Origin of the sequence: Burkholderia sp. MBR-1, from assembly GCF_013822785.1 — a bacterium.
Taxonomy (GTDB): Bacteria; Pseudomonadota; Gammaproteobacteria; order Burkholderiales; family Burkholderiaceae; genus Burkholderia; species Burkholderia vietnamiensis.
In genome coordinates this window covers 1,900,570-1,926,055 of the sequence record NZ_CP053609.1, presented here as the reverse complement: position 1 = coordinate 1,926,055, position 25,486 = coordinate 1,900,570, and the positions used below count along the sequence as shown (strand labels likewise).

Here is a 25,486-nt window from a genome sequence, read left to right as displayed (position 1 = left end):
GATGCTCGCCGACATCCGCCGGATCGTCGGCCTCGCATGGCCGGTGTTGGTCGGCCAGCTCGCGATCATCGCGTTCAGCGTGATCGACACCGCGATGGTCGGCCGCTATTCGGCCACCGATCTCGCCGCGCTCGGACTCGGCTCGTCGATCTACGTGTCGGTCTACATCGGGCTCACCGGGATCCTGTCGGCGCTGCAGCCGATCACCGGGCAGCTGTACGGCGCACGGCGCTATGCCGAGATCGGCGAGGAAGTCCGGCAGGCGCTGTGGCTCGCGCTGCTGCTCGCGGTGCCCGGCTTCCTGCTGCTGCACTTTCCCGACGCGCTGCTGCAAGCGGCGCACGCGCCGCCCACGCTGCACGACCGCACGGTCGAATACCTGCGCATCCTGTCGTACGGCCTGCCGGCGAGCCTCGTGTTCCGCATCTACAACGCGCTCACCAACGCGGCCGGCAAGCCGCGCCTCGCGATGATCCTGCAGATCGGCGCGCTGCTGCTGAAGTTTCCGCTCAACGTGTGGTTCGTGTTCGGCGGCTTCGGCGTGCCCGCGCTCGGCGGCCCCGGCTGCGGGCTCGCGAGCACGCTGATCAACTGGGCGCTCGCGGCGATCGGCTTCACGCTGCTCGCGAAGCTCGACGTGTTCGCGCCGCTCGCGATCTTCTCGCGCTTTTGCTGGCCCGTGTGGGCACGCCAGAAGGCGATCCTGCAGCTCGGCGTGCCGATGGGGCTGTCGTACCTGATCGAGGTCACGTCGTACACCTGCATGGCGCTCTTCATCGCGCAGTTCGGCACGACCTCCCTCGCCGGCCACCAGATCGCCGGCAATATCGGCGGCGTGCTGTACATGACGCCGCTGTCGATCGGCGTCGCCGCGTCGACGCTGGTCGCGCGTGCGCTCGGCGCCGGCCGCCACGACGAGGCGCGCCTGCTCGGCCGCCACAGCGTGATGCTCGCGTGCGCGGTCGCGGCCACCTACGGCGTGCTGGTGTTCGTGCTGCGTCCGCTGATCGTCGGCGCGTACACGCCCGATCCGGCCGTCGCCGCCGCGGCGCTGCCGCTCGTCGCGATCGTCACCTGCTACCACTTCTTCGACGCGCTGCAGGTCACCTCCGCGTTCGTGCTGCGCGCGTACAAGGTCGCGGTCGTGCCGACCGTGATCTACGCGATCGCGCTGTGGGGCGTCGGGCTCGGCGGCGGCTATCTGCTCGGCTTCAACGTGGGCGGCATCACGCCGGCCTGGCTGACCGGTGCGCGCGGCTTCTGGTTCGCGAACACGCTCAGCCTGATGCTCGCCGGCGCCGGCCTCGCGGTCTATCTGCGCCGCGTGAGCCGCGCGCAGGCTGGCGCCTGACGCGCGGCTGGCGGCTCACGCGGGCTTCAGCACGTCGGCCGCGTGATACGACGAGCGCACGAGCGGGCCTGCGACGACTTCGCGAAACCCCAGCGCCAGCGCCTCGTCGCGCCACGCGTCAAACGCGTCGGGGCTCACGTAGCGCCGCACCGGCAGATGATGCGCGGACGGCGCCAGATACTGGCCGAGCGTCAGCACGTCGACCTCGTGCGCGCGCAGGTCGTGCAGCGTGGCGCGCACCTCGTCGTCGCGCTCGCCGAGCCCGAGCATCAAGCCCGATTTCGTCACGAGCGCCGGCCGCGCGGCCTTCGCCTGCGCGAGCAGTTCGAGCGAGCCGCGATAATCGGCGCCGGGCCGCGCGGCCCGATACAGCGACGGCACCGTCTCGATGTTGTGATTGAACACGTCCGGCCATGCCGACGACAACGCGTCGAGCGCACGCGCGACGCGGCCGCGAAAATCGGGCGTCAGCACCTCGACGCCGATGCCCGGCACGCGCGCGCGCACCGCCGCGATGCAGGCGGCGAAATGCGCGGCGCCACCGTCGCGCAGGTCGTCCCGATCGACCGACGTGATCACGACGTAGCGCAGCCCGAGCGCGGCCGCCGCCGCGGCGAGCCGCGCGGGCTCGTCGGGATCGAGCGGCTCGGGACGGCCGTGCGCGACGTCGCAGAACGGGCAGCGCCGCGTGCACAGCCCGCCCATGATCATGAAGGTCGCGGTGCGCTGCGCGAAGCATTCGCCGATATTCGGACACATCGCCTCCTCGCAGACGGAATGCAGCCGATGATCGCGCAGCACGGCCGCCATGTCGGCGACCGCCCCGCTCGACATCGGCCGCGCCCGCAGCCACGACGGCTTCGGCAGCGCCGCGCCCGCCACGGGCTCGACGCGCACCGGAATGCGCGCGAGCTTGTCGCGGCTGCGCGCGCCCGGCTGGCCGAGCGCGGTGAGGCTGGGTCGTTCGAGCGCGGCGGCCATCGTCAGTCTCCGAGAAACGCGACGATCAGGCGGTTCACGTCGGCAGCCGCCTCCATCTGCACCATGTGGCCGCTGCCGGCGATCACCTCGGCGCGCACGCCGTCCGGCAAGCCCTGCGCGTGCTGCGCGGGAATCACCTGGTCGTGCTCGCCCCAAATCACCAGCGTGCGCGGCGCGAGCGACGCGACGCGATCGCGGAACACGCGCCGCTGGGCCGCGCCGTCGAACGCCGCGTTCGCGATCTTCTCGAGCGCCGCCTGCACGCCTTCGAGCCGCTTGTACTTGACGAGATCCTCGACCAGTTGCCGCGTCACCAGCGCGTGATCCGCGAACAGCGCGCCGAGATGCGGCTTCAGCGTGTTGCGGCTGTTGCCCGCGACGAAGCCGTCGATGTAATCGCGGTTGATGTCGGCGCCGAGCCCGGCGCTCGCGATCAGCGTCAGCGACGCCACGCGTTGCGGCGCGCGCTCGGCCGCCGCCATCGCCACCGCGCCGCCCATCGAATGGCCGATCAGGTGCGCGCGCTCGATCTGCTGCGCATCGAGCAGCGCGAGCACCGCGTCGGCCAGCTCGTCGAGGCTGCCGGTCTCGACCGCCTTGCCGGACTCGCCGTGCCCCGGCAGGTCGAGCGCCCACACCGGCCGATGCGCGGCGAGTTCCGCGTGATTGAACAGCCAGTTGTTCAGATCGCCGCCGAAGCCGTGAATCAGCACGGCCGGCGTGCCCGAGCCGTCACCGAGCTTCAGGAACCGCAGCGTGCGCCCGCCGATCTGCGCCTTCTCGGGCTGCGGGCCGGCCGCGTCGTCGGCGGCCGCGCTCGGCACGAAATCGCGCTGGAATTCGGCGATCGCCGCGTCGATGTCGGCGTCGCTCGCATCAGCTGCGGCGACCACGCCGAGCAGCGCGCCGACCGGCAGCGTCTCGCCTTCCTGCGCGACTTGCCGGCGCAGCGTGCCGTCGAACGCGCACTCGACGCCCGACGAAATCTTGTCGGTCTCCACGTCGAGCACTTCGTCGCCCTTCGTCACGCGCTCGCCGATCGACTTCAGCCAGCCGTTGACCTGCCCCTGCTCCATCGACAGCCCCCACTTGGGCATCGTGATCATGTGAATCGACATCGTGTCAGCTCCTCGTCTTCAGTACCGCCTGCGCGATCGCATCGGCGGACGGGATGTACAAGTCTTCCAGCACGCCGGCGAACGGCGTGGGCGTGTGCGGCGCGGTCACCAGCTCGATCGGCGCCTGCAGCGAGCGGAACGCGCGCTGCGCGACGAGCGCCGCGATGTCGGTGGCGATCGAGCAGCGCGGGTTCGCTTCGTCGACCACCACTACGCGCCCGGTGCGCTCCGCGCTCTCGAGGATCGTTTCCTCGTCGAGCGGTGACGTCGTGCGCAGGTCGATCACGTCGACGTGAATGCCGTCCTTCGCGAGCTTCGCGGCCGCGTCGGTGGCGAGATGGACCATGCGGCCGTAGGTGACGATCGTCGCGTCGTCGCCTTCGCGCACGATGCTGGCCTCGCCGAACGGGATCGCATACGATTCCTCGGGCACCTCGCCTTCACGCGTGTAGAGCAGCTTGTGCTCGAGGAAGATCACCGGGTCGTTGTCGCGGATCGACTGGATCAGCAGGCCCTTCGCGTCGTACGGCGTCGACGGGCACACCACCTTCAGCCCCGGGATATGCGTGAACAGCGACGTGAGCATCTGCGAATGCTGCGCCGCCGCCCGCAGGCCGGCGCCGTACATCGCGCGGATCACCACTGGCGTGACGGCCTTGCCGCCGAACATGTAGCGGAATTTGGCGGCCTGATTGAAGATCTGGTCGAAGCACACGCCCATGAAGTCGATGAACATCAGCTCCGCGACGGGCCGCATCCCGCACGCGGCCGCGCCGACCGCCGCGCCGATGTAGCCGCCTTCCGACAGCGGCGTATCGAGCACGCGGCCCGGAAACTTGTGGAACAGCCCCTTCGTCACGCCGAGCACGCCGCCCCACGCGTCGTCCTCGCCGGGCGCGCCCGCGCCGCCTGCATTGTCCTCGCCCATCACGATCACGCTGTCGTCGCGCGCCATTTCCTGCGCGAGCGCCTCGTTGATCGCCTGCGAATAAGTGATCTTCCTTGCCATGTCTGTCTCCTGGAATATTCGGTTCGCCGTGTCGGCCGGCAGTTGCTCGGTCAGGCCGCGCTCACGGATACGACACGTACACGTCGGCGAGCAGGTCCGCCGCATCGGGCAGCGGCGCGGCCTTCGCCTGCGCGACCGCGTCGTCGATCAGCGCCTTCACCTGCGCATCGACCGCGCGCAGTTCGTCGGTGGTCAGCACTTCGGCGCGCACCACGCGCGTTTCGAAGTGCTTCAGGCAGTCCTTCTCGTCGCGCAGCTTCTGCACTTCTCCCGGCGCGCGGTAAGTCTGCGCGTCGCCCTCGAAGTGGCCGAAGTAGCGCGTGAACTTCACCTCGACGAGCGTCGGGCCGCCGCCGTTGCGCGCGCGTGCGACCGCTTCGCCGAGCGCTTCGTGCACCGCGAAGAAGTCGAAGCCGTCGACGATCACGCCCGGCATCCCGAAGCCGTTCGCGCGGTCGGCGATGTTGTCGGTCGCGACCGACCAGCTCGCCGACGTCGCTTCCGCATAGCCGTTGTTCTCGGCGACGAAGATCGCCGGCAGCCGCCACACCGACGCGAGGTTCATCGATTCGAAGATCACGCCCTGGTTCGATGCGCCGTCGCCGAAGAAGCACACGCCGACGCCGCCGGTCTTCTTGTGCTTCGCCGCGAGCGCCGCGCCGCAGACGAGCGGGCCGCCCGCGCCGACGATCCCGTTGGCGCCGAGCATCCCCATCGCGAGGTCGGCGATGTGCATCGAGCCGCCCTTGCCGTGACAGACGCCCGTCTTCTTGCCGTAGATCTCGGCCATCATCCCGTGCACGTCGACGCCTTTGGCGATGCAGTGGCCGTGGCCGCGGTGCGTGGTGGCGACGTAATCCTCGAGGCCGAGGTGCAGCATCGTGCCGACCGCGGACGCCTCCTCGCCCGCATACAGGTGAACGAAGCCGGGGATTTCGCCGGTCGCGAACTCGACGTGCAGGCGCTCCTCGAATTCGCGGATGGTGCGCATCAGCCGGTAGGCGTCCAGCAGCGTGTCCCTGCTGAGCTGGGTCGAAACGGTCATGTGTGTCTCCTGAGTAGGTCTGACTGCGAATGCCGCCGCGGCCGCGCCGCGGCGACGGATTGCTCGGCGTGCGTGGTCAATGGAACGTGAAGCCGCCGTCGACGTTCACGGCCTGGCCGGTCACGTTGTCCATCGTCGCGAAGAACAGCGCGAGGCGGCCCATGTCTTCGGGCGTCTGCGCGCGGCCCTGCGGGATCAGCGTGAGCTGATGCCGCTGCCACGATTGCTCGACCGATTCGCCATCGGTCTTCCATTCGTCGGACAGCCGGTCCCACATGTAGGTGCGCACGATGCCCGGACAGATCGCGTTGACGGTCACGCCGTCGCGCGCGAGTTCCTTCGCCAGTGCGTTGGTGAAACCGACCACCGCGAACTTCGATGCGCTGTAGTGGGCGAGATTCGGGAAGCCCTCCTTGCCGGCGATCGATGCGACGTTGATGATCCGCCCATGCCCCTGCGCCTTCAGATGCGCAAGCGCCGCGCGGCAGCCGAGGAACGTGCCCTTCGCGTTCACGTCCATCACGAAATCCCAGTCGCGCTCGCTCAGCGCCTCGACCGGATGAATGCTGATCACGCCCGCGCAATTCACCATGATGTCGAGCCCGCCCAGCTCGGCGAGCGCCTGCGCGACCATCGCGTCGACCTGCGCGGCCTGCGTGACGTCGACCTTCGCGAGCACCGCCCGGCGGCCGAGCGCGCGCACTTCGCGCGCGGTCGAGTCGAGCGCGTCGTCGAGCAGATCGGCCAGCAGGATGTCGGCGCCCGCGGCCGCGAGCGTCAGCGCGATGCCGCGGCCGATGCCGCGCGCACCGCCGGTCACGATCGCGACCTGGCCTTCCAGAGGGGTTGTCATGGCGATGTCTCCGTGTTCGTCGTTATGGATATCGAAATGGCTTGCCGGTACACGCACCTTCAATCGCGCCACGCGCCGGCTTCGCGCAGCACCTGTCGTGACGACGCGTAGCGCAGCGTGCGGCCGACGTCGACGGTCAGCGGCCCGTGCCAGTCGAGCGCGATCTCGTAGCGCTCGCCGCGCGCGACCTCGATCTCGCGCTCGCCGTCGAATGCGAGCGTGCCGCGCTCGAACGGGATGGTCTGCCATGCACCGGGCTCCAGCCGCTCGCAGCTGCGCATCACGACGCGATCGACGCGCCCCGGTGCGATCGGCGCGACGAGCGGCGTGCCGTCCGTCCGCCCGTCTACGGCAAAGCGCATCGCGAGCCCGTGCGGCGCGCTGCGCTCGAGCGGCGCCCATGCGCCGCCGAGCGCGGACAGGCCGATGCCGTCCGGCTCCGCGAAGGTCAGGTAGAGCGTCTCGATGTCGGCCGGCCCGGTGACCGCACGCGCGCCGATGAAGCGCTGTCGCGCCGCGCACACGTCGACCAGCGCGATCTCCTCGCGCCCCGCGTTCGCCCCGGCGATGCAGCGCACGACGAGCCGCTTGTTGCGCACGAACGCGATCTCGGCCGGCACCGCGCCGGTCGCGGCGAGCCCGGCCGCGACGCCCGCGACGGTTGCCTCGCGATGTTCGGGAAAGGCGTTGTTGGTGCCGGTGGACAGCGCGACGAGCGGCGTCGCGCCGCAGTGGGCGGCGACCGCGCGATGGGTGCCGTCGCCGCCGAGCACGACGATCAGCGACACTTCCATCCGGTGCATGTAGGCGGCGCCCGCCTGCGTGTCGGCGACGCTGTCGGTGATCGGCAGATCGACGAATTCGACCTCGGGCCAGCGCTCGTGCGGCGCGACCGCGCGGTGCGTATCGAGCGCACGCATCAGCAGCGTCGCGATGCCCGTCTTGTCGCGCAAGGTCAGCACGCGCTCGACGCCCATCGCGCCGAGGCCGGCGAGCAGGCGCACGACCATGTTGGCCTTCTCCGCGGTCGGGAACACGGATGCATGCGTCGTCAGACGGCGAATGTCGCGCCCCGATGCGGGGTTCGCGATCACGCCGACGGTCACGGGCGTCGTCACGGGCTTGTCTCCATCCATTGGGCCGGCGCTCGCGCAGCGGCCCTGCATGTCTCGTCCGCCGTCATCGAGGGCAGCGGATCGTCGTCGCCGACGCCAACGCGCCGGGCTTGCCGATCACATCTGCAAGCGGCGTGCCATCGTGCGCACCACGACCGCGAAACCCGCGCGGATACAGGCTCGGCACCGCTGCCGGGCGGTGACGCAGGCCGGCGCGACGGCTCGCCGCCGCACGAAACGCCCCGTGCGTCTCACGCGGCCGAGTCGCACGGGTGGCTGCCGCGGCGACGTCGCCCATCGCGCGGTTCGGCCGCCGAGCCATGCGTGTCGCGGCACGGCGCGCGCCGGCCGAACGTCGCGGCCGGCCCGCCCGCGCGTCTCAACGGCGCGAGACGGCCGAGATCGCGCTGAGACGAACGTCTCACGCGTGCCGCGTGCTGCGATGCAATGTGATCCGCGCAAGCGGATGTGCTACAAGAAGGTCGAATTCCCTGCCGTATGGAACCGGAGCCGACCATGCCCTATGCCGTCCCCCAGGCGCAGCACGCCGATCGCGTCCTTGGCGCGCTTGCCGGACGCCTGCCCGCGCCGGCCGAATCCGCGCGTCTGGTGTCGTCGTGGCAGCGCTCGCTCGAGCGCTACGCGCTCGATCCCGCGTCGTCGATCGGCCCGCGCGTGCTCACCGCGGCCGAGCTGCGCGAGGTGCGCGACAAGGAAGAGGCGTTCCTGCGCGCGTCGGGCCAGTGCCTCACGCGCCTGCACGACATGATTCGCGTTGCAGACTATTGCGTGATGCTGACGGACGCGCACGGCGTGACGATCGACTACCGGATCGAGCGCGACCGCCGCAACGATTTTCGTCATGCGGGGCTGCACATCGGCACCTGCTGGTCGGAAAGCGAGGAAGGCACCTGCGGCGTCGCGAGCGTGCTGACCGATCTCGCGCCGATCACCGTGCACAAGACCGACCACTTCCGCGCCGCGTTCACCACGCTGACCTGCAGCGCCGCGCCAATCTTCTCGCCGGGCGGCGAGCTGATCGGCGTGCTCGACGCATCGGCCGTGCAGTCGCCGGACAGCCGCGACAGCCAGCGCCTCGTGTACCAGCTCGTGCGGCAGAGCGCGGCGCTGATCGAGGACGGCTACTTCGTGCACAGCACCGCGCAGCACTGGATTCTGTTCGGTCATCCGAACCGTCATTACGTCGAGGCGCAACCCGAATGGCTGATCGCGTTCGACGAATGCGGCAACATCGTCGCCGCGAACCGGCACGCGCGCGACGCGCTGCCGGCGCTGAACGAGCCGCGCCATATCGACGAGATCTTCGATGCGACCGAGATGCCGCTGCGCGACGCCGCGCGCCTCGATGCGATCGTCGCGCTGCGGCTGCGCGCCACCGGCGCGCCGCTCTATGCACGGCTGCGGGCGCCGCTGCGGCGCGCGAGCCGCGAGACCGACAAGACGGCGCGCCGCCCGGGCGCCGAGCAGCGTCACGTCGGCGCGCTCACGCCGTTCCTGAACAGCAGCGACGCGCGCGTCGCGCAGCAGGCCGAACTCGCGCTGCGCGTGGCGAGCAAGCGGCTGCCGATCCTCGTGCTCGGCGAGACGGGCGCGGGCAAGGAAGTGTTTGCGCGCGCAGTGCATGACGCCGGCGCGCGGCGCGCGCGGCCGTTCGTGGCGGTCAACTGCGGCGCGCTGCCGGAGGCGCTGATCGAGAGCGAACTGTTCGGCTATGCAGCCGGCGCGTTCACCGGCGCGCGCAAGCACGGCGCGCGCGGCAAGATCGCGCTCGCCGACGGCGGCACGCTGTTCCTCGACGAAATCGGCGACATGCCGCTCGCGTTGCAGACGCGCCTGCTGCGCGTGCTCGCGGACGGCGAGGTCGTGCCGCTCGGCAGCGACACGCCGGTGCGCGTCGATCTCGACGTGATCTGCGCGACGCACCGCGATCTCGCCCGCATGGTCGCCGACGGCACGTTCCGCGAGGATCTGTACTACCGGCTGAGCGGCGCGACGTTCGCGCTGCCGCCGCTGCGCGAGCGCGCGGACGTGCGCGACGTGATCGCCGCGGTGTTCGCCGAGGAGGCGCAGGCCACCGGCCACGTGCTGACGCTCGACGCGACGCTCGCCGAAGAGCTCGCCGCCTACCCGTGGCCCGGCAACGTGCGCCAGCTGCGCAACGTGCTGCGCTACGCGTGCGCGGTATGCGACGGCGCGCGCGTGACGCGGCGCGACTTGCCGGCCGACCTCGCCGCGCAGCTCGGTGCCCGGCTCGGCGCGCACGGCGCGGGCGTGCCGCCGGACGACGAGCGCGGCCGCATCGTCGCGGCGCTCACCGCCCATCGCTGGCGGCCCGACGCCGCCGCGCGCGCGCTCGGCATCTCGCGCGCGACGCTGTACCGGCGCATCGCCAAGCACCGGATCGTCGCGCCGCACCGGATCTGATCCGTCGGCGCGTCCGCCCGCCGACGCGCGCTTCGCTTCACCCGCAGTGCGCCACGGCCGCTTCCGTGCGGGCGTCGGCGCCGGCCGCGTCGACGCGCCGCGTGAACACCTCGTGCGCGGCGAACAGTGCGTTCAATGCTGCCGGAAAGCCCGCATAGACGGCCATCTGCATGAACACCTCGACGATCTCGTCGCGCGTGCAGCCGACGTTCAGCGCGGCCTCGATGTGCACCTTCAATTGCGGCTGCGCATTGCCGAGCGCGGCCAGCGCGGCGATCGTCGCGATCTCGCGCGCCTTCAGGTCGAGTTGCGGCCGGCTGTAGATGTCGCCGAAGCCGAATTCGACCAACAGCCGTCCGAAGTCCGGTGCGATCGGCGCAAGCGCCGCGATGACGCGCTCGCCCACTTCGCCGTCGATTTCCTTCAGCTTGTTCCAGCCGCGCGCAAAGCGATCGTCAACGAGTCGTTCCATGGTATCCGTCCTGTTCCGAGGGTAAGTGAGTAGGATTTGCCCGTCGTTCCGTCTCGCGCTCCTGCTGCTCGTAGTACGCGATCTTGTCGCCGATCGCGTCGAGGCTCGCCTGCAACTCGGCGATGTGCGCGCGCACCGCATCGCGATGCGCACTGAGCAAGCGCCGCCGCGCGCCGAAGGTCGACTCGCCTTCGGCCCGCAGCGCCGCGAACTGCTGCATCTGCGCGATCGGCATGCCGGTCGCCTTCAGGCGCATCACGAACGCGAGCCAGTCCAGGTCGGCCGGCGCATAGAGCCGGTGCCCGGCGGCCGTGCGTGAAATCGCGCGCAACAGCCCGGCCTGCTCGTAATAGCGCAGCGTGTGCGTCGACACGCCGGTCAGTTCGGCGACTTGCCCGATCGTCAGCGGGCCGGCGGCGGTGGATCTGGAAACGGTTTTCGACATGGCAGGAACAAGGTTAGGAGTTAGAGTTCACTCTAAGTCAAGCACGATCGAACGGCCAGGCCCGATCGCCGTCACGCGCTGCGTCACACACCCGCCCGCACCCCCGCACACCGTCAAGAATGGTCAAAAGCACCGTGCCGCGCGGCTTTGCGTCTTTACACCGGCGCAAGCCTTCAGCAAGATGCGGGAAGCCTGTCTCAAAAAGGGCACGCATTTGACCTATGCTTAACGGCGGCACGCGGCGGGTGTCGCGTCGCCGTCGATTGCTACCGCCATCCATCCGTCCGTCCGAATCAGGGAGCCTGCCATGCTGAAGAAGCTGCTGATGCTGTTCGTCGCGCTGTCGTTGTCGCTTGCCGCCGGTCTGGCCGCTGCCGTCGAGGTCAACACCGCCGACCAGGCGGCGCTCGAAGCGGTGAAGGGCCTCGGGCCCGTGAAGTCGAAGGCGATCATCGACGAACGCACGAAGAACGGCCCGTTCAAGGATGCGGACGATCTCGCGAACCGCGTGAAGGGGCTCGGCACGAAATCGGTCGGCCATCTCGAGGAGAACGGTCTGACGATCGGCGGCTCGTCGACGCCGCCGAAGGGCGTGAAGCTGTCGAAGCCGGCCGCGACGCCGTCGGCGGCTCCGGCTCCGGCCCCGTCGGCCACGACGTCGCCGAGCGCGACCACCGGCACGCCGGCGACCGCGACCGCGCCTGCCGCCAGCGCGTCCGACGCGGCGGCCAAGCCGGCGAAGAGCAAGCGTGCGTCGAAGAAGGACAAGGCGGCAGCAGCAGCCGCGGCGTCGGCCGATGCAGGCGCGAGCGCCCCGGCCGCAGCGTCGTCCGCGAAAGCGACCAAGGGTTCGAAGAAGAAGAGCAAGAAGGACAAGGCCGCCTCCGCCGCCGCGGCGTCGGGCGCCTGACATACGCCGCGTGCGCGCGGCATTCGTTCAACGGGCGCCGTCGTACGGCGCCCTTTTCAGTGAAGGTGAAGAATCATGGGTCTCCTCGACATCGTCGGCGGTCTGATCGGCGGCCAGGCCGGCGGCAACTCGCAAAGCGCGCTCATCGCGACCGCGCTCGAATTCATCAACAACCAGCCGGGCGGCCTGAACGGGCTGATCGAGAAGTTCAAGGCCGGCGGCGCGGGCGAAGTGATCGGCTCGTGGGTCGGCACCGGCGAAAACCAGCCGATCTCGGCCGACACGCTGCAGAACGTGCTCGGCTCCGACGTCGTCGGCTCGCTCGCGAGCAAGGTCGGCATCGACCCGTCGCAGGCCTCGTCGATTCTCGCGCAGGTGCTGCCGCACGTGGTCAACGGCGCGACGCCGAACGGCGAAGTGCCGGCCGGCGGCCAGATCGACACGTCGAACGTGCTGGGCACGCTCACGCAGCTCGCCGGCATGTTCGGCGGCAACAAGCAAGGCTGAGCGCGCAGCGCACGGCCCGACGGTCCGGCGGCGGTTGCGCCGGCCCATATGCAAACGCCCCGCACGAAGCGGGGCGTTCGTTTTTGCGCGCCCGGCGCGAGCCGGGCGTGCGGGCGGCCGATGCCGCTCAGTGCACGACGCGATCGAACACGAACTGGCCGTCGCTGACGTCGACCGGGATCACGTCCTTCGGACCGAAGCGGCCCGCGAGGATCAGCTTCGCGACCGGGTTCTCGATCTCCTGCTGGATCGCGCGCTTCAGCGGCCGCGCGCCGAACAGCGGGTCGTAGCCGACCTTGCCGATCTGCTCGAGCGCCGCCGGCGACACGTCGAGCGCCATGTCGAGCTTCGCGAGCCGGTCGTGCAGGCGGGCGAGCTGGATCTTCGCGATCGATTCGATGTTGCTGCGATCGAGCGCATGGAACACGACGACGTCGTCGATCCGGTTCAGGAACTCGGGGCGGAAGTGCTGCTTCACCTCGATCCACACCGCATCCTTGATCTCTTCCTGCGGCGAGCCGGTCAGCGACTGGATCACCTGCGAGCCGAGGTTCGACGTCATCACGATCACCGTGTTCTTGAAGTCGACCGTGCGGCCCTGCCCGTCGGTCATGCGACCGTCGTCGAGCACCTGCAGCAGCACGTTGAACACGTCCGGATGCGCCTTCTCGATCTCGTCGAGCAGGATCACGCTGTACGGCTTGCGGCGCACGGCTTCCGTCAGGTAGCCGCCTTCCTCGTAGCCGACATAGCCCGGCGGCGCGCCGATCAGGCGGGCGACGCTGTGCTTCTCCATGAACTCGCTCATGTCGATCCGGATCAGATGCTCTTCCGAGTCGAACAGGAACGACGCCAGCGCCTTGCACAGCTCGGTCTTACCCACGCCGGTCGGCCCGAGGAACAGGAACGAGCCGTACGGACGGTTTGGATCGGCAAGCCCCGCGCGCGAGCGGCGGATCGCATCGGCCACCGCGCTGATCGCCTCGTCCTGGCCGACCACGCGCTCGTGCAGCTTTTCCTCGATGTGCAGCAGCTTCTCGCGTTCGCCCTGCATCATCCGCGACACCGGAATCCCGGTGGCACGCGACACGACCTCCGCGATTTCTTCCGCGCCGACCTGCGTGCGCAGCAGACGCGGACGCGTCGGCGCGTGCTGCTCCTGCGCTTCGGCCTGCGTGACCTGCTTCAGTTGCGACTCGAGCTGCGGCAGCTTGCCGTACTGCAGTTCGGCGACCTTCTCCAGCTTGCCTTCACGCTGCAGACGCACGATGTCGGCACGCACCTTCTCGATCTCTTCCTTGAGCTGCGCGCTGCCCTGCACCGCTGCCTTCTCGGCGGTCCAGATTTCCTCGAGGTCCGCGTATTCGCGACCGAGCCGCTCGATCTCTTCCTCGATCAGCTGCAGGCGCTTTTGCGACGCCTCGTCCTGCTCCTTCTTCACGGCCTCGCGTTCGATCTTCAGCTGGATCAGCCGGCGATCGAGCTTGTCCATCTCTTCGGGCTTCGAATCGATTTCCATCTTGATCTTCGACGCGGCCTCGTCGATCAGGTCGATCGCCTTGTCCGGCAGGAACCGGTCGGTGATGTACCGATGCGACAGCTCGGCCGCCGCGACGATCGCCGGGTCGGTGATGTCGACGCCGTGGTGCAGCTCGTACTTTTCCTGCAGCCCGCGCAGGATCGCGATGGTCGCCTCGACGCTCGGCTCGTCGACCAGCACCTTCTGGAAGCGGCGTTCGAGCGCGGCGTCCTTCTCGATGTACTTGCGGTATTCGTCGAGCGTGGTCGCGCCGATGCAGTGCAGCTCGCCGCGCGACAGCGCCGGCTTCAGCATGTTGCCCGCATCCATCGCGCCTTCGGCCTTGCCCGCGCCGACCATCGTGTGGATCTCGTCGATGAACACGATCGTCTGGCCTTCGTCCTTCGCGATGTCGTTGAGCACGGACTTCAGGCGCTCCTCGAACTCGCCGCGATACTTCGCGCCGGCGAGCAGCGCGGCCATGTCGAGCGACAGCACGCGCTTGCCCTTCAGCGTCTCCGGCACTTCGCCGTTGACGATCCGTTGCGCGAGCCCTTCGACGATCGCGGTCTTGCCGACGCCCGGCTCGCCGATCAGCACCGGGTTGTTCTTGGTGCGGCGCTGCAGGATCTGGATCGAGCGGCGGATTTCGTCGTCGCGGCCGATCACCGGATCGAGCTTGCCGGCACGCGCGCGCTCGGTCAGGTCGACCGTGTATTTCTTCAGCGCCTCGCGCTGGCTTTCCGCGTCCTGGCTGTGCACCTGCGAGCCGCCGCGCACCGCGGCGATCGCGGCTTCGAGCGCCTTGCGCGTGAGGCCGTGCTGGCGCGCGAGCTTGCCGGCTTCGCCCTTGTCGTCGGAGACGGCGAGCAGGAACATCTCGCTCGCGATGAACGTGTCGTTCAGCTTCTGCGCTTCCTTGTCGGCCTGGTTCAGCAGCCCGGCCAGTTCACGGCCGATCTGGATGTCGCCGCCGGTGCCCGTCACCTGCGGCAGGCGCGCGATCGCTTCATTGAGCGCGCCTTGCAGCGCCTGCACGTGTACGCCCGCCCGCGACATCAGCGAACGCGCCGAGCCGTCCTGCTGCGCGACCAGCGCCGCCAGCACGTGCACGGGTTCGATGTATTGATTGTCGCGGCCGGCGGCGAGGCTCTGGGCGTCCGCGAGCGCTTCCTGGAACTTGGTGGTTAGCTTGTCGATTCTCATTTGGGTGAAGCCTCCAATTTTCGATTAACACCAAGATGAGGATCGTTATACGGGTTTCAAGCGAAAATCCGGTTGATTCAACTCAACAGTTGCCGGGCGGCGGGAGGCGGCCCGCACGGGCGTCAGAGGCGCCCGGCGGCAGGCGCGGCAGACGTCAATCGGCCTTGGTCGGCAAGGCGGCGGCGGCCGGTGCGTCGTCCGGCGCTGCGTCGCCGCGCGCGGGCGCGGCCGGGCGAATCCCGAGCAGTGCGACGAGCGGCGACGCGGGCACGGACAGCTCGCCGATCGTATGGCGGTCGAGCTCGGCGAAGAACGCGTCGCGCGCCGCCGCCAGCACGCCCTTGAGCTGACACTGCGGCTGAATCACGCAGCCGCGCGACTCGCCGCCGTCCGGCGCAAAGCAGCCGACCAGCGCGAAATCGTTCTCGGTGGCGCGCACGACCTGGCCGATCGTCAGCTTCAGCGACGCGGGAAACAGCCGCAAGCCGCCGTTGCGCCCGCGCACGGTATCGACCCAGCCGAGCTCGCCGAGCTGCTGGACGACCTTCATCAAATGATTCTTCGAGACGCCGTAGGCATCCGAAATCTCCTGGATCGTCGCGAGCCCGTCGCCGCGCACGGCAAGGTACAGCATCACGCGCAGCGCGTAGTCGGTGTAGTCGGTGAGTCTCATGAGCGGTACGCAAAAATGTCGATCGGGCCCGATTATGCACGCTGCATCAATCGGAACGCTCGCCGGGCGGCGGGCGCGATCGCGCGACGCGATACGGTTGCCGGAATGGCCGGCGCGCAATAAGATGCATTACATCTGCGCATTTTTACGGCCTTGGTCGACGCTATTTTGCGTCAAAATCGTGCGCGCGTCCTGCGCCTGAAGCGCGCAGCCGCACCGCCAACGCCCCGACTTTCCCGGCCCTTTTTCGTCATGACCTCCCTGCCCGCCTCGTCCGACACCGCGCCGGCCCGCATCCGCGACGCCGAACCGACCGAAGCCAACATCCGCGACCTCGTGTACGCGTTCTACGATCGCGTGCGTGCCGATCCGCTGCTCGGGCCGGTGTTCGATGCAAAGCTGGACGGGCGCTGGGACACGCATCTGCCGAAAATGGTCAGCTTCTGGTCGAGCCTCGTGCTCGGCACCAAGGGCTATCGCGGCAACGTGCAGCAAGCGCATCAGCCGCTCGACGGGATCGAGCCCGCGCACTTCAGCCGCTGGCTGTCGCTGTTCCTGAAGACGGTCGAAGCGCGCTACACGCCGGCGGCGGCCGTGCGCTTCATGGAGCCGGCGCTCAGAATCGCGCAGAGCCTGCAGCTGAGCCGCTTCGGGTGGGATTATCGGATTCCGGCCGAGCAGCAGGCGCTGCTCGATGCGATCGCGCCGCGCCGCCGCGACGCGGACGACGATGGGCACGCGCTGCCGTCGCGCGCGCGCGGCGAGCCGTTCCCGGCGAAGATCATCGGGCGCGGCAGCGAGCCCGATGCCGGCCCCGACGCCTGATGCCCGCCATGCCCATGCGCGCGCCTGCGGCGGATCGTCGCGGGGCTCGTACGCACCGCTCAGCGCGGCCGGTTGCCCGACTCGATTCCCCAGCGCGCGAGCGCCGCGTCGTCGGTGCTGCGCGCATCGACCCAGCGCTCGCCGTCCGGCGTCGTTTCCTTCTTCCAGAACGGCGCCTCGGTCTTCAGGTAATCCATCACGAATTCGCACGACGCGAACGCATCGCCGCGATGCGCCGCGACGGTCGCGACCATCACGATCTGGTCGAGCGGCAGCAGCCGGCCGACCCGGTGCACGATCGCGACGTCGATCCCCGGCCAGCGCCGGCCGGCTTCGGCGGCGATCTTCTCGAGCGCCTTCTCGGTCATGCCCGGATAGTGCTCGAGCTCCAGCGCGGCGACCGCATCGCCTTCGTTCAGGTCGCGCACCGTGCCGACGAAGCACGCGACGGCGCCGATCCGCGGATTGCGCGCGCGCAATGCCGCGACCTCGGCATTCAGGTCGAAATCGGCGGTCTGGATTCGTACTGTCGGCATCGTCTGTTCCTGTCGGCCGGCGCGTGCACGGCAGCGCCGACGCCGGCCATGTGCTCGGTCAACCGCCGGTCACCGGCGGGAAAAACGCGACTTCACACCCGTCGGTGAGCCGCGTTTCCGGGTCGGTCATCTCGTGATTGCAGGCCATCCGCAACGCACGCCCTTCGGCGAGCGTCTCGGCCCACGCGCCGCCGCGCAGGCGCAGCCACGCGCGCACGTCGCCGACGGTCGTCACGCCGTCGGGCACGTCGGCCTGCTCGTCGGACACGCCCAGTGCCTCGCGCACGCTTGCAAAGAATTTCAGCTGAATCTTCATAGGTCGGAAAACCGTCGCTTACGACAGCAGTTCGGAAAACGGAATGAAACGCACGGTCTCGCCCGCGCTGATGGCGTGCTGCGGCGGATTGTCGATCAGGCCGTCGCCCCAGACCGTCGAGGTCAGCACCGCCGAGCTCTGGTTCGGGAACAGATCGAGGCCGCCGGCCGCGTTCACGCGCGCACGCAGGAATTCGTTGCGCCGGTCGCCCTTGTGCTGCGAGAAGTCGGCGCGCAACGACAGCGCGCGCGGCGCGACGTCACGTACGCCCGACAGGCGCAGCAGGAACGGCCGGACGAACAGCAGGAACGTGACGAAGCTCGACACGGGGTTGCCCGGCAGCCCGATGAAATGCGCGTCCGCGCATGCGTCGCCGCGGCGCACCGCGCCGAACGCGAGCGGCTTGCCGGGCTTCATCGCGATCTGCCACAGCGCGAGCCGCCCCTCCGCTTCGACGGCGGGCTTCACGTGATCCTCGTCGCCGACCGATACGCCGCCGCTCGTCAGGATCACGTCGTGATCGCGCGCGGCCTCGCGCAGCGTGTCGCGGGTTGCGGCCAGCGAGTCGGGCACGATCCCGTAGTCCGTCACGTGGCAGCCGAGCCGCTCCAGCAGCCCGCGCAGCGTGAAGCGGTTGGAGTTGTAGATCGCGCCGGGCTTCAGCGGCTCGCCGGGTATCGTCAGTTCGTCGCCGGTGAAGAACACCGCGACGCGAATCCGGCGAACCACCGGCAACTGCGCGCAGCCGACCGATGCGGCGAGCCCGAGCGCCTGCGGCGTGAGCCGCGTGCCGGCCGGCAGGATCACCGAGCCCTGGCGGATGTCGGCGCCCTGCGCGGTGATCCATTCGCCGGCCTTCGGCGTGTGCAGGATCTCGACCGCGTCGCCGTCGGCCGACGTCTGCTCCTGCATCACGACGGCATCGGCGCCGGCCGGCACCGTCGCGCCGGTGAAGATGCGCGCGGCCGTGCCGGCCACGAGCGGCGCGGCCGGATGGCCGGCCGGGATCCGCTGCGACACCGGCAAGCGGCGCTCGCCATGCAGCAGATCGGCGACGCGCACCGCATAGCCGTCCATCGCGCTCGTATGCATCGGCGGCACGTCGAGCGGCGAGATCACGTCGGCCGCCAGCACGCGGCCGAGCGCGTCGAGCGTCGCGACGGTTTCGACGCCGGGCAGCGGCTTCGCGGCATCGAGCAGCGCGGCGAGCGCCTCGGCGGTCGACAGCATCGGCGCGCGCGGCGCCGCGGGATTCGGGTTCGACATCGATGGAAGCGGAGATCGTTGGAATTCAATACGCCATTGTAGCGACGCTGCTGCAGCCGCGCGCGGTATGACCGACATGCGCACACGGCGATTGCCGCGACCGGCAGGCGCTCGCGGGCGCCTCGCGCACGCACGGCTTCGCGCCGGCTGACGACGGCAAACGGCAGACGCCGCCCGCGCCCATCGCGCGAATGCCGCAGCCAAGTAAAACGGCCGGAATCCCGATCCGTGCGACGAATCGACATTCCGGCCGTAGTGCGCCGCCGGCCGCCCGCGCGGGCGGCCCGGCGCCGCGTTACGCGCCCGTATGCGCGGCGATGAAGTCCTTCACCTGCTGCGCGTCGGCCTTCACGACGTCGAAGCGCTGCGGCAGCGCTTCGAGCCCGTCGAACGCGGCCGGTCGTTCGGCCTCGCGCTCGAGCGCTTCGCGGATCGTCTCGCCGAACTTGATCGGCTGCGCCGTCTCGAGCACGACCATCGGCACGCCGGCGTCGAGGTGCTCGCGCGCGACCTTCACGCCGTCGGCCGTATGGGTGTCGATCATCGTGTCGTAACGGGCGAACACGTCGCGGATCGTCGCGATGCGGTCCGCATGGCTGCTGCGGCCGGACACGAAGCCGAACTGCGCGACGCGCGCGAAATCGCCGCTCGCCGCGAGATCGAAGCCGCCCTTCTCGTCGACGTCGCGGAACAGCTGCATCACGCGCGCCGGATCGCGACCGAGCAGGTCGAACACGAAGCGCTCGAAGTTCGACGCCTTCGAGATGTCCATGCTCGGGCTGCTCGTGTGATAGGTGTTCTGCGCGCTGCGCACGCGGTAGACGCCGGTGCGGAAGAACTCGTCGAGCACGTCGTTCTCGTTGGTCGCGACGACCAGCTTCGCGATCGGCAGACCCATCATGCGCGCGATGTGGCCGGCGCAGACGTTGCCGAAGTTGCCCGACGGCACCGTGAACGAGACGCGCTCGTCGTTGGACCGGGTGGCCGCGAAATAGCCCTTGAAGTAATAGACGACCTGCGCGACGACGCGCGCCCAGTTGATCGAGTTGACCGTGCCGATCTTGTGCCGGGCCTTGAACGCGTGATCGTTCGACACGGCCTTCACGATGTCCTGGCAGTCGTCGAACACGCCCTCGACCGCGAGGTTGAAGATGTTCGGATCCTGCAGGCTGAACATCTGCGCGGTCTGGAACGCGCTCATCTTGCGGTGCGGCGACAGCATGAACACGCGCACGCCGGCCTTGCCGCGCATCGCGTATTCGGCCGCGCTGCCCGTATCGCCCGACGTCGCGCCGAGAATGTTCAGCGCTTCGCCATGCTTCGCGAGCGTGTACTCGAACAGGTTGCCGAGCAGCTGCATCGCCATGTCCTTGAATGCGAGCGTCGGGCCGTTCGACAGCTCGAGCAGCGACAGCGCCGTGCCCTGCTCGGTGCCGAGCGGCTTCAGCGGCGTGATGTCGCACGCGTTCTCGCCGTGGCGCGTGTTGCTGTAGACGGCGGCCGTGTAGGTGCGGCGCGTGATCGCACGCAGGTCGTCGGCGGGCACGTCGTCGCAGAATTTCGTGAGGATCTCGAACGCGAGATCCGCATACGGCAGCGTGCGCCAGCGCGCGAGCTCGTCTGCCGACACCTGCGGATACTCGCTCGGCAGGTACAGCCCGCCGTCCTTCGCGAGGCCGCCGAGCAGGATGTCGGAAAACGTGTGGCGCTCGCCGATGCCGGCGCCGCGCGTGGAGATGTAGTTCATGTCGTTCCGCGTCCTCAGTTCAGCGCTTCCATGCGCAGCTTCGTCACCTTCGACACCACCGTCGAGAGGCTTTCGATTCGCGCGATCGCCGCGTTCACGTGCTTTTCGCGCGTTTCGTGCGTGATCAGGATGATGTCGGTTTCGCCGTTCGCGTCGTCGACCTGCTCCGATTCCTTCTGCAGCAGCGCGTCGATCGAGATGCCGGCGTCGGCCAGGATGCGCGTGATGTCGGCGAGCACGCCCGTCTCGTCGGCCACGCGCAGGCGCAGGTAGTAGCCGCTCGTCACTTCGTCGATCGGCAGGATCGGCGTGTTCGACAGGCTGTCGGGCTGGAAGGCGAGATGCGGCACGCGGTGTTCCGGGTCGGCCGTATGCAGGCGCGTGACGTCGACGAGATCCGCGACGACGGCCGAGGCGGTCGGCTCCGCGCCGGCGCCCTTGCCGTAGTAGAGCGTCGTGCCGACCGCGTCGCCGTGCACGACGACCGCGTTCATCGCGCCTTCGACGTTGGCGAGCAGGCGCTTCTCGGGAATCAGCGTCGGATGCACGCGCAGCTCGATGCCGTCTTCGGCGCGGCGCGCGATGCCGAGCAGCTTGATCCGGTAGCCGAGCTCTTCCGCATAGCGGATGTCGGTCGCGTCGAGCTTGCTGATGCCTTCGACGTAAGCGCGGTCGAACTGGACCGGCACGCCGAACGCGATTGCGCTCATGATGGTCGCCTTGTGCGCGGCGTCGACGCCTTCGATGTCGAAGGTCGGATCGGCTTCCGCGTAGCCGAGCGCCTGCGCGGCCTTCAGCGCGGTCGCGAAATCGAGGCCGCGGTCGCGCATCTCCGACAGGATGTAGTTGGTCGTGCCGTTGATGATGCCGGCGATGTACTGGATGCGGTTGGCGGTCAGGCCTTCGCGCAGCGCCTTGATGATCGGGATGCCGCCCGCGACGGCCGCCTCGAACGCGACCATCACGCCCTTTTCGCGCGCGGCTTCGAAGATCTCGGTGCCGTGCACCGCGAGCAGCGCCTTGTTGGCGGTCACGACATGCTTGCCGTTGGCGATCGCGCGCAGCACGAGCTCGCGCGCGATGCCGGTGCCGCCGATCATCTCGGCGATGATCGAGATCGACGGATCGTCGACGACCGCGTTGAAGTCGTCGGTGACCTCGACGACGCCGGCGTCAGCGCCGAGCGCGGCCTGCGCCTTGGCGGGGTTGCGCACCGCAATGCGCGCGATCTCGATGCCGCGCCCCGCGCGCCGTTTGATTTCTTCCTGATTGCGGTGCAGCACCGTGAAGGTGCCGCTACCGACGGTGCCGAAGCCCAACAGGCCAACTTTGATCGGTTCCATGCTGCTTGTGATTCGCTAGTAAGAATGAATGAATGCGCGAAAACCCGGCCCGCTCAGACCGAATGGCGCTTGCGGTAGCCGTCGAGGAAGCGCGCGATCCGGCTGATCGAATCGGCCAGATCGTCGAGGTTCGGCAGGAAAACCACGCGGAAGTGATCCGGCTGCGCCCAGTTGAAGCCTGTGCCCTGCACGAGCAGCACGCGCTCCTCGAGCAACAGGTCGAGGATGAACTGCTGATCGTTCTGGATCGGATACAGCTTCGGATCGAGCCGCGGGAACATGTACAGCGCGGCCTGCGGCTTCACGCAGGTCACGCCCGGAATCGACGTGAGCATGTCGTACGCGAGTTCGCGCTGCTTGTACAGGCGCCCGCTCGGCACGATCAGCTCGTTGATGCTCTGGTAGCCGCCGAGCGCGGTCTGGATCGCGAACTGCCCCGGCACGTTCGCGCACAGCCGCATCGACGACAGAATGCCGAGCCCCTCCAGATAGTCGTTCGCGCGCCGTCGGTTGTCGCCGCCGAGGCCCGACACGGACATCCAGCCCGCGCGGTAGCCGCACGAGCGATAGCTTTTCGACAGGCTGTTGAACGTGACGGTGATCACGTCCTCCGACAGCGAACCGAGCGCCGTGTGTTCGAGGCCGTCGTAGACGATCTTGTCGTAGACCTCGTCGGCGAACACGATCAGCCCGTGCTGACGCGCGATCTCGAGCAGCTCGAGCAGCAATTCGTCGGAATACAGCGCGCCGGTCGGGTTGTTCGGGTTGATGACGACGAGCGCCTTGGTGTTCGGCGTGATCTTGCGACGGATGTCGTCGGGGTCGGGCATCCACGCGTTCTGCTCGTCGCACACGTAGTGCACGGGCGTGCCGCCCGACAGGCTCACGGCGGCCGTCCACAGCGGGTAGTCGGGCGCCGGCAGCAGCACCTCGTCGCCGTCGTTCAGCAATGCCTGGGTCGCCATCACGATCAGCTCGGATGCGCCGTTGCCGATGTAGATGTCGTCGAGGCCCACGCCGACCACGCCCTTTTGCTGCGTGTAGTGCATCACGGCCTTGCGCGCCGAGAACACGCCCTTCGAATCCGAATAGCCCGACGACGCGGGAAGGTTGCGGATCATGTCCTGGATGATCTCGTCCGGTGCGTCGAAACCGAACGGCGCGAGGTTGCCGATGTTCAGCTTGATGATACGGTGGCCTTCTTCCTCGAGGCGCTTCGCGTGCTCGAGCACCGGGCCACGGATGTCGTAGCAGACGTTGAGCAGCTTGTTCGACTTCTGAATCGGTTTCACGACGACACGGTTCCTGGGTTGGCCTTGCGGCCGAGGGGACGGGATCAAAACTGGAAAGCGGCCGGTCTGTGCGCGCTGTCTAGACTGGGAAAAAGCGGGCGGCTGGACGCAGCTTGTGGCGACGCTCGACGCAAGTGGCGCCCGGGGGCGACCAAAAAGTTATAATTTAGCGGATTTTGGCCGACTTTCGCAATGCACCATGGCCGCTGCGGGCCCGCGCCGTCGGGCGTCCCGCATGCGCGCCGCGCGAAATCGGCCGCGCGGGCCCGTGCGGCCCGCGCCAGACCTTCCCTCCACGGAACCGCGGAACACCGATTTGAAACTGCACCAGGACACGAGCGGCGCGCTCAACACCGTCACCGGCTACGGCCCCGATTATGTCGACGTCAACCTCCAACGCCACGAGGGCAGCGTCATCGTATTGCCCGGCGCACCGGTGCGCGACTGGCCCGTGGCGTCGTTCGACGCACTCGCGCCCGAGCATTTCGCGATGCTGCTCGAGCCCGCGCCCGAGCTGGTGATCTTCGGCAGCGGCGCCCGGCTGCGCTTTCCGCACCCGCGCCTGGTGGCCGCGCTCACGGCCGAGCGGATCGGCGTGGAGACGATGGATTTCCAGGCCGCCTGCCGCACCTACAACATCCTGATGGCCGAGGGCCGTAAAGTCGCCGCCGCGCTCTTAATTGAACGTTAATCGTCAATGCGGTAAAACACGGGCCGGCGCGTCGGGTCGATCCCCGCTCGCCCGCCGGGCCGATCGACCGGCGGGCGGCCCGCCGCCGGCGCCACCCGTCCGGCGGTCCATACAACAACCAACAGGCTGAAAACCCATGAACGATACGCCCGCAAGGCTACCGCTCAATCGCATCACGCTCGCCCTCCTGCTCGTCGCGCTCGCGATCGTCTGGTTCGCGCCGCTCGGGCTGCGCCACCTGATCCCGAGCGACGAGGGCCGCTACGCGGAGATGGCGCGCGAAATGTTCGTCACCGGCGACTGGATCACGCCGCGCTACAACGGCTACAAATATTTCGAGAAGCCGCCGCTGCAGACCTGGCTGAACGCGCTGACGTTCGCGTGGTTCGGCATCGGCGAATGGCAGGCGCGCCTCTACACCGGCCTCGCCAGCTTCGCGGGCGTGCTGCTGGTCGGCTACACCGGCGCGCGCCTGTTCAATCCGCTGTCGGGCCTGCTCGCGGCCGTCGTGCTCGCCTGCTCGCCGTACTGGAACCTGATGGGCCACTTCAACGCGCTCGACATGGGGCTCGCGTTCTGGATGGCGCTGTCGCTGTGCGCGCTGCTGCTCGCGCAGCGGCCGGGCCTGCGCGCCGGCTCGGTGCGCGGCTGGATGTGGGTCTGCTGGGCCGCGATGGCGTTCGCGGTGCTGTCCAAGGGGCTCGTCGGCCTGATCCTGCCCGGCGCGGTGCTGGTGCTGTATACGCTGATCGCCCGCGACTGGGCGCTGTGGAAGCGGCTGTACCTGGTAAGCGGCCTCGTGATCTTCTTCGCGATCGTCACGCCGTGGTTCCTGCTGGTCCAACAGCGCAACCCCGAGTTCTTCAATTTCTTCTTCGTCGTCCAGCAGTTTCGCCGCTACCTGACGCCCGAGCAGAACCGGCCGGGCCCGTTCTATTACTTCGTGCCGGTACTGCTCGTCGGGTTCCTGCCGTGGCTGTCGGTCGCCTGGCAGAGCATCCGCCACGCGCTGCGCATGCCGCGCCAGCCGAACGGCTTCTCGCCGATGCTCGTGCTGCTGGTCTGGAGCGCGTTCATCTTCCTGTTCTTCAGCGCCTCGCATTCGAAGCTGATCTCGTACGTGCTGCCGATCGCACCGTCGCTCGCGCTGATCATCGGCGCCTACCTGCCGCTGATGAGCGCCGAGCGGTTCCGCCGGCACCTGCTCGGCTACCTCGTGTTCCTGGTCGCCGCGGCGTTCGGGATCATCGCGCTCGCGTACCAGGGCGACGCACGCACGCCGAACGCACTGTACCGCGCCTTCCAGATGTGGCTGTACGCGGGCCTCGCGGTGGCCGCCGCGCTGACGCTCGCCGCCGCGTGGCTGAACCGGCGCGCCGGCGTGGCCGCCGCGATCACGGCGTTCGGCGCCGCGTGGCTCGCGTTCGGCACGATCGGCGGCACCGGTCACGACGAATTCGGCCGCTACAGCTCCGGCGCGCTGCTCGCGCCGGCCGTGCGCGCCGAACTCGCGAAGCTGCCGCCGGACACGCCGTTCTACTCGATCGAGATGCTCGATCACACGTTCCCGTTCTACGTCGGCCACACGACGATCATGGTCCAGCGCAAGGACGAGCTCGGCTTCGGCATTTCGGTCGAACCGGACAAATGGATCCCGACCGTCGGCCAGTGGATCGAACGCTGGAAACAGGAAACCCACGCGCTCGCGATCATGCCGCCCGACCAGTACGACGCGCTCGCCCGGCAAGGCGTGCCGATGCGCGTGATCGCACGCGACAACCGCCGCGTGATCGTCGAGAAACCGCAATCGTAAGGACGTCC

The 25,486-nt window shown here is 68.9% G+C and carries 23 protein-coding genes; 7 read left to right on the top strand and 16 right to left on the bottom strand.

Annotated elements, in window-relative coordinates; all coding sequences use genetic code 11:
- The first annotated feature begins 1 nt into the window (after position 1).
- Positions 2–1,351: an MATE family efflux transporter gene (locus MBR110_RS08850; protein WP_045579052.1), complete on the top strand. Its 1,350-nt coding sequence runs from the start codon at positions 2–4 to the stop codon at positions 1,349–1,351.
- A gap of 15 nt (positions 1,352–1,366) precedes the next feature.
- On the opposite strand, the gene lipA is transcribed toward MBR110_RS08850, so the two are convergent.
- The 6 genes from lipA to MBR110_RS08820 form a co-directional block, all read right to left on the bottom strand.
- Entirely contained in the window at positions 1,367–2,332 is a 966-nt protein-coding gene (gene lipA / locus MBR110_RS08845) for a lipoyl synthase (protein WP_069224226.1), read from the bottom strand.
- Positions 2,333–2,334: 2 nt separating this feature from the next.
- On the bottom strand, positions 2,335–3,450 hold the full coding sequence (locus tag MBR110_RS08840; protein WP_034195400.1) for an acetoin dehydrogenase dihydrolipoyllysine-residue acetyltransferase subunit: 1,116 nt from the start codon (positions 3,448–3,450) through the stop codon (positions 2,335–2,337).
- A 4-nt stretch (positions 3,451–3,454) separates the two neighbouring features.
- A complete protein-coding gene (locus tag MBR110_RS08835) occupies positions 3,455–4,459 on the bottom strand; it encodes an alpha-ketoacid dehydrogenase subunit beta (RefSeq protein WP_046426131.1) in 1,005 nt (334 codons plus the stop codon).
- A 61-nt stretch (positions 4,460–4,520) separates the two neighbouring features.
- Positions 4,521–5,504, bottom strand: coding sequence for a thiamine pyrophosphate-dependent dehydrogenase E1 component subunit alpha (locus MBR110_RS08830; RefSeq protein ID WP_014723114.1), 984 nt, complete (start codon positions 5,502–5,504; stop codon positions 4,521–4,523).
- A 76-nt stretch (positions 5,505–5,580) separates the two neighbouring features.
- Positions 5,581–6,357, bottom strand: coding sequence for an SDR family NAD(P)-dependent oxidoreductase (locus tag MBR110_RS08825; protein ID WP_059456789.1), 777 nt, complete (start codon positions 6,355–6,357; stop codon positions 5,581–5,583).
- A gap of 59 nt (positions 6,358–6,416) precedes the next feature.
- Positions 6,417–7,475: an ATP-NAD kinase family protein gene (locus tag MBR110_RS08820; RefSeq protein WP_034195399.1), complete on the bottom strand. Its 1,059-nt coding sequence runs from the start codon at positions 7,473–7,475 to the stop codon at positions 6,417–6,419.
- A gap of 513 nt (positions 7,476–7,988) precedes the next feature.
- Between MBR110_RS08820 and MBR110_RS08815 the strand changes: the two genes are divergently transcribed.
- Positions 7,989–9,917, top strand: a complete 1,929-nt coding sequence (locus MBR110_RS08815; RefSeq protein WP_045579458.1) for a sigma-54-dependent Fis family transcriptional regulator — start codon at positions 7,989–7,991, stop codon at positions 9,915–9,917.
- Positions 9,918–9,954: 37 nt separating this feature from the next.
- Here MBR110_RS08815 and MBR110_RS08810 read toward each other — a convergent pair whose 3' ends face one another.
- Both MBR110_RS08810 and MBR110_RS08805 read right to left on the bottom strand, forming a co-directional pair.
- Entirely contained in the window at positions 9,955–10,389 is a 435-nt protein-coding gene (locus MBR110_RS08810; RefSeq protein WP_011884995.1) for a carboxymuconolactone decarboxylase family protein, read from the bottom strand.
- A complete protein-coding gene (locus MBR110_RS08805) occupies positions 10,373–10,834 on the bottom strand; it encodes a MerR family transcriptional regulator (RefSeq protein WP_034195398.1) in 462 nt (153 codons plus the stop codon). The genes MBR110_RS08810 and MBR110_RS08805 overlap by 17 nt, the downstream gene beginning before the upstream one ends.
- 307 nt (positions 10,835–11,141) lie before the next feature.
- Between MBR110_RS08805 and MBR110_RS08800 the strand changes: the two genes are divergently transcribed.
- Both MBR110_RS08800 and MBR110_RS08795 read left to right on the top strand, forming a co-directional pair.
- Complete coding sequence (locus MBR110_RS08800) at positions 11,142–11,744, top strand: ComEA family DNA-binding protein (protein WP_011884997.1); 603 nt, start codon at positions 11,142–11,144, stop codon at positions 11,742–11,744.
- A 75-nt stretch (positions 11,745–11,819) separates the two neighbouring features.
- Entirely contained in the window at positions 11,820–12,251 is a 432-nt protein-coding gene (locus MBR110_RS08795; RefSeq protein ID WP_011884998.1) for a YidB family protein, read from the top strand.
- A gap of 127 nt (positions 12,252–12,378) precedes the next feature.
- Here MBR110_RS08795 and clpB read toward each other — a convergent pair whose 3' ends face one another.
- Complete coding sequence (gene clpB, locus MBR110_RS08790) at positions 12,379–14,976, bottom strand: ATP-dependent chaperone ClpB (RefSeq protein WP_011884999.1); 2,598 nt, start codon at positions 14,974–14,976, stop codon at positions 12,379–12,381.
- A gap of 154 nt (positions 14,977–15,130) precedes the next feature.
- Positions 15,131–15,649, bottom strand: a complete 519-nt coding sequence (locus tag MBR110_RS08785) for an Rrf2 family transcriptional regulator (RefSeq protein WP_059460800.1) — start codon at positions 15,647–15,649, stop codon at positions 15,131–15,133.
- Positions 15,650–15,901: 252 nt separating this feature from the next.
- On the opposite strand from MBR110_RS08785, the gene MBR110_RS08780 reads away from it, so the two are divergent.
- Positions 15,902–16,474, top strand: coding sequence for a group III truncated hemoglobin (locus MBR110_RS08780; protein WP_059888193.1), 573 nt, complete (start codon positions 15,902–15,904; stop codon positions 16,472–16,474).
- A gap of 59 nt (positions 16,475–16,533) precedes the next feature.
- On the opposite strand, the gene MBR110_RS08775 is transcribed toward MBR110_RS08780, so the two are convergent.
- The 6 genes from MBR110_RS08775 to MBR110_RS08750 form a co-directional block, all read right to left on the bottom strand.
- Positions 16,534–17,010 (bottom strand): molybdenum cofactor biosynthesis protein MoaE, encoded by a 477-nt coding sequence (locus tag MBR110_RS08775; RefSeq protein WP_011885002.1) that lies wholly within the window; start codon positions 17,008–17,010, stop codon positions 16,534–16,536.
- A 58-nt stretch (positions 17,011–17,068) separates the two neighbouring features.
- On the bottom strand, positions 17,069–17,326 hold the full coding sequence (moaD, locus tag MBR110_RS08770; RefSeq protein WP_011885003.1) for a molybdopterin converting factor subunit 1: 258 nt from the start codon (positions 17,324–17,326) through the stop codon (positions 17,069–17,071).
- 18 nt (positions 17,327–17,344) lie between these two features.
- Positions 17,345–18,592 carry a molybdopterin molybdotransferase MoeA gene (locus MBR110_RS08765; protein WP_041493838.1) on the bottom strand — a complete coding sequence of 416 codons (1,248 nt, stop codon included), beginning with the start codon at positions 18,590–18,592 and terminating at the stop codon, positions 17,345–17,347.
- A 295-nt stretch (positions 18,593–18,887) separates the two neighbouring features.
- Positions 18,888–20,339 (bottom strand): threonine synthase, encoded by a 1,452-nt coding sequence (gene thrC, locus MBR110_RS08760; protein WP_011885005.1) that lies wholly within the window; start codon positions 20,337–20,339, stop codon positions 18,888–18,890.
- Between the two features lie 14 nt (positions 20,340–20,353).
- Positions 20,354–21,682 carry a homoserine dehydrogenase gene (locus MBR110_RS08755; protein WP_011885006.1) on the bottom strand — a complete coding sequence of 443 codons (1,329 nt, stop codon included), beginning with the start codon at positions 21,680–21,682 and terminating at the stop codon, positions 20,354–20,356.
- Between the two features lie 53 nt (positions 21,683–21,735).
- Positions 21,736–22,974: a pyridoxal phosphate-dependent aminotransferase gene (locus MBR110_RS08750; RefSeq protein ID WP_011885007.1), complete on the bottom strand. Its 1,239-nt coding sequence runs from the start codon at positions 22,972–22,974 to the stop codon at positions 21,736–21,738.
- Between the two features lie 316 nt (positions 22,975–23,290).
- Between MBR110_RS08750 and MBR110_RS08745 the strand changes: the two genes are divergently transcribed.
- Both MBR110_RS08745 and MBR110_RS08740 read left to right on the top strand, forming a co-directional pair.
- Positions 23,291–23,665 carry an Mth938-like domain-containing protein gene (locus tag MBR110_RS08745; RefSeq protein ID WP_014723124.1) on the top strand — a complete coding sequence of 125 codons (375 nt, stop codon included), beginning with the start codon at positions 23,291–23,293 and terminating at the stop codon, positions 23,663–23,665.
- A 136-nt stretch (positions 23,666–23,801) separates the two neighbouring features.
- The gene (locus MBR110_RS08740; protein ID WP_181708990.1) at positions 23,802–25,478 is read left to right on the top strand and encodes a glycosyltransferase family 39 protein; all 1,677 of its coding nucleotides are present in this window, start codon (positions 23,802–23,804) and stop codon (positions 25,476–25,478) included.
- Positions 25,479–25,486: the final 8 nt, after the last annotated feature.